Raw genomic sequence first — 3,658 nt, 5'->3', positions numbered from 1 at the left:
GGCAGTGAAACAACGGCGGGGGGCAGAACGGGGCCGTTGAACCCGCAACGCGGCGCCCGCCGGGGGGATGCAACCGCCCCGACACCCGCGACATGAGGCCCCGGGGGGGCCAGGGCAGCCCCGGGACGCGGCGCACGCGGCACTAGGGCGCGGGTGTGTACGCAGTGGCGGGCGGGGGGGCCGGGACGCGGCGCCCGCGGCGCTAGGCGTCCGGGCAGCCCTCGGGAGACTGCGGCCGGGGCTCGTAGCCCTCGCCCGCGAAGGCCCGGCCCGCCGTGCGCTCCTCGTAGCGCGCGCCCCAGTCGCGCATGTCGCGCAGGATGGGGATCAGGCTGACCCCCAGGTCCGTCAGGGCATACTCCACCCGCGGCGGCACCTCGCGGTAGACCTCGCGGCGCACCAGCCCGTCGGCCTCGAGCTCGCGCAGGCAGCGGGTGAGCATGCGCTCTGTTATGCCGGGCAGGCCCCGGCGCAGCTCGCCGAAGCGCAGCACCCCGTCCTGGGCCAGATGATAGAGCACCACGGGCTTCCATTTGCCGCCGATGAGTTGCAGGGTCAGCTCGAAAAAGCAGCGGTACCGCCGCCCGTTGACTTCCTTCTCGCGACAGGCTGTCCGCACGCTTGCCCCCTTCACTATACTTTATGATAGTACCTATCATTTTTAACAGTACTTGCCATGAACGCATGAAAGCATAATGAAGGGGGCAAGGAAGTCAACACCCAACCCGGAAAGGAGAACGCCATGTATGCTTTGGCCATCAACGGCAGCCCTCGCAAGGACGGCAACACGCGGACCATGCTGACCCGCGCCCTGGCCCCCCTGGCCGGGGCAGGCTGGGAGACCGAGCTGGTCGATCTGGCGGGCAAGGCCCTGCGCGGCTGCATCGCCTGCTACAAATGCTTCGAGAACAAGGACATGCGCTGCGCCGTGAAGAACGACGACCTGAACGGCCTGCTGGAGAGGATCATGCGCGCCGACGCCCTGATCCTGGGCACGCCGACCTACTTCACCGATGTCACCGCCGAGATGAAGGCCCTGCTGGACCGCACGGGGATGGTGTCCATCGCCAACGGCGCGGCCCTGCGCGGCAAGATCGGCGCGGCGGTGGTGGTCGCGCGCCGGGGCGGGGCCACCCACGCCTACGACACCATCAACCACATGTTCCTCATGTCCCAGATGATCGTGCCCGGGTCCATATACTGGAACATCGGCTACGGCCGCGACAAGGGCGAGGTCGACGCCGACGCCGAGGCCCTGGCCAACATGGAGCACCTGGGCCGGGCCGTGGACTGGCTGGGCAGGGCCATCGCGCCGCATCGCGGGGCCTATCCCCTGGGCGTGCGCCCGTAGCCCGCGCCGCGCGCCGCGGGGGGCCGCCGCCACGGGATTTCCGTGTCCCGAGGCGGCCCGCGCCCGGGCGCCGGACCCTTCACCGTTGTGCCCGCGCGGGCTTTGGAGTATCCGGGGCTTTTCGCGCCCCTCAGCCCCGAGGCCTGCCGTGCTCAACGCCCTGGTACCCGTCTTCGCCGTCATCGTCCTGGGCCTGTTCCTGCGCCGCGCGGGGTTCCCCGGCGACGGCTTCTGGGCCCAGGCCGAGCGCATGACCTATGTGCTGCTGTTCCCGGCGCTGCTGGTCAACACCCTGTCCCGGGCCGACTTCGCCGACGCCGCCACCCTGCCCATGGCCCTGGGGCTCATGGCCGCCCCGGCGCTGACCGGGGCGGCCCTGCTGGCCCTGCGCGGACGCATGGGCCTGGACGGCCCCGCGTTCTCCTCGGTGTTCCAGGGCGGGGTGCGCATCAACACCTATGTCGGCCTGGCCCTGGCCGCGGCGCTGTATGGCCCCCGGGGCCTGGCCCTGGCCGCCGTGGCCATGGTGGCCATGATCCCGGTGCTGAACCTGATGTGCGTGCCGGTGGTGGCGCGGCTGGGCGGCGGGGCCAACGGCCGGGGGCGGCGGCTGCTCCTGGAGCTGGCCAAAAATCCGCTGATCCTGGGCTGCGCGGCGGGCTTCGCCCTGAACCTGTCGGGCCTGCGCCTGCCCGCCAGCCTGCACGAGACCCTGGCCGTGGTCGGCAGGGCGGCGCTGCCCATGGGCCTTCTCGCCGTGGGCGCGGGGCTGCGCCCGCGCGCCCTGGGCGGCGCCCTGGGCCCGGTGCTGTGGGCCTCGGGGGCCAAGCTGGTGCTCATGCCCCTGGCGGCGGCGGCGCTGTGCGCCCTGCTGGGGGCCCGGGGCCCGGCTCTGGGCGTCGCGGTGCTCTTCGCGGCCCTGCCCACGGCCAGTTCGTCCTACATCCTGGCCCGCCAGCTCGGCGGCGACGCCGAACTCATGGCCACCATCCTGACCGCCCAGACCGTGCTCGCGGCCCTGACCCTGCCCCTGGTCGCGGCCCTGGCGGCCTGACCCGGCGCGGGCTCAGGGCGCCGCAGGGAGGGCCAGGGCCGCCGGAGCAGCAGCCGGGGCCAGGCCCATGACCTCCTGTATCCTGCGGCCCAGCTCCCCGTTGTCGAAGCTGCCCGCGAAACGCTCCTGCCCGGCGCCCAGGGCCGAGGTGCTCACGGGTACGCCGGTATGCCCCCGCGAGGTCCACTCCAGCCCCGCCTTGCGCCCCAGCAGCCGCCCCAGGGCCACGGCCAGGGGATCGCCCTCGGCGCGGCCCGGCCCGGGCCCGGGCCGGGGCTTGGCCCAGGCCGCGCGCAGGGCCTCCAGCTCCTCCGGCTCCAGGCCCAGGGCGGCGGGCGTCTCCAGCCCGAAGAGCCCGGCCAGCCGGGGCGCGAGCTCCTCGAAGCGTCCGCCCTCCGGCCCGCGCGCCAGCCCGGCCACGAAACGCTGCAAGGACATGCCCTGGCGGCGCAGGATATCCAGGAACGCCGCGGACCGGGCGTCCGGCGGAACCAGGACCAGCCCGCCGCACTCGTGGTCGGCGGTGACCAGGACCAGCGCCTGGCCGGGGCGGGCGGCCGCGAAACGCGCGGCCACGGCCACGGCCGCGTCGAAGGCCACCACATCGGCCAGGGCCGCGGCCGCGTCGTTGCCGTGGCAGGCCCAGTCGATCCTGCCGCCCTCGACCATCATGAAGAAACCCCGGGGGTTGTCCAGCAGGGCGATGCCCCGGGCGGTGAACTCGGCCAGGGTCACATCCCGGGCGGTGGCGTCCAGGGCGTAGGGCAGGGCCTGGCCGTCGCACAGCCGGTCGCCCACGGCCAGGGCCCGCTGCCCGGGGCGCAGGGCCTCCAGGGCCTGGCGCCCGGCGGCCAGGGCCAGCCCCCCGGCCCGGGCCCGCTCCAGGGCGTCGCCCTGGGGCCGGGGCGACGCCTCGCCCCGGGGGTCGCGCAGGCCGCCGCCCGCAAAATAGTCGAAGCCGCTGGCGGCCAGGGCGTGGGCGACCTCGTGGTACATGCCGCGCTCGGGCACATGGGCGTAGAAGCCCGCCGGGGTCGCGTGGTCCACGGACACGCTGGTGACGATGCCCACGCGCATCCCCCGGTCGCGGGCCAGCTCGGCCACCGTGGGCCGGGGCCGCAGGTCCGGACCCAGGCCCAGCCGCCCCGGCAAGGTCCGCACGCCCGTGGCCAGGGCCGTGGCCGCCGCCGCAGAATCGGTGACCGAGCCGTCGGCGGCGGCGGTGGTGGTCAGGCCGTGGACCGGGAAGCCGT

Annotated in this window: 4 protein-coding genes; 2 read left to right on the top strand and 2 right to left on the bottom strand. The window is 74.4% G+C overall.

Going from position 1 to position 3,658, the window contains the following annotated elements; translation table 11 throughout:
• Positions 1–202: 202 nt before the first annotated feature.
• Positions 203–619, bottom strand: coding sequence for a helix-turn-helix domain-containing protein (locus M0P34_RS14335; RefSeq protein ID WP_291500328.1), 417 nt, complete (start codon positions 617–619; stop codon positions 203–205).
• 123 nt (positions 620–742) lie between these two features.
• On the opposite strand from M0P34_RS14335, the gene M0P34_RS14330 reads away from it, so the two are divergent.
• Both M0P34_RS14330 and M0P34_RS14325 read left to right on the top strand, forming a co-directional pair.
• Entirely contained in the window at positions 743–1,351 is a 609-nt protein-coding gene (locus tag M0P34_RS14330; RefSeq protein ID WP_291500326.1) for a flavodoxin family protein, read from the top strand.
• 148 nt (positions 1,352–1,499) lie between these two features.
• On the top strand, positions 1,500–2,405 hold the full coding sequence (locus tag M0P34_RS14325) for an AEC family transporter (protein WP_291500324.1): 906 nt from the start codon (positions 1,500–1,502) through the stop codon (positions 2,403–2,405).
• A 12-nt stretch (positions 2,406–2,417) separates the two neighbouring features.
• Here the strand turns inward: M0P34_RS14325 and M0P34_RS14320 are convergent.
• A partial coding sequence (locus tag M0P34_RS14320) for an alkaline phosphatase (protein ID WP_291500322.1) occupies positions 2,418–3,658 on the bottom strand: 1,241 nt, incomplete at its 5' end.

Source organism: Desulfocurvus sp. (assembly GCF_023230885.1).
In the GTDB taxonomy this organism is placed as follows: Bacteria; Desulfobacterota; Desulfovibrionia; order Desulfovibrionales; family Desulfovibrionaceae; genus Desulfocurvus.
Note: the sequence above shows the minus strand (reverse complement) of the source record. Positions and strands in the feature narration are given on the sequence as shown.

Bases quoted from the DNA above. Each gene is read 5' to 3' on its own strand.
- M0P34_RS14330 (WP_291500326.1), top strand. From the start codon at position 743: ATGTATGCTTTGGCCATCAACGGCAGCCCTCGCAAGGACGGCAACACG.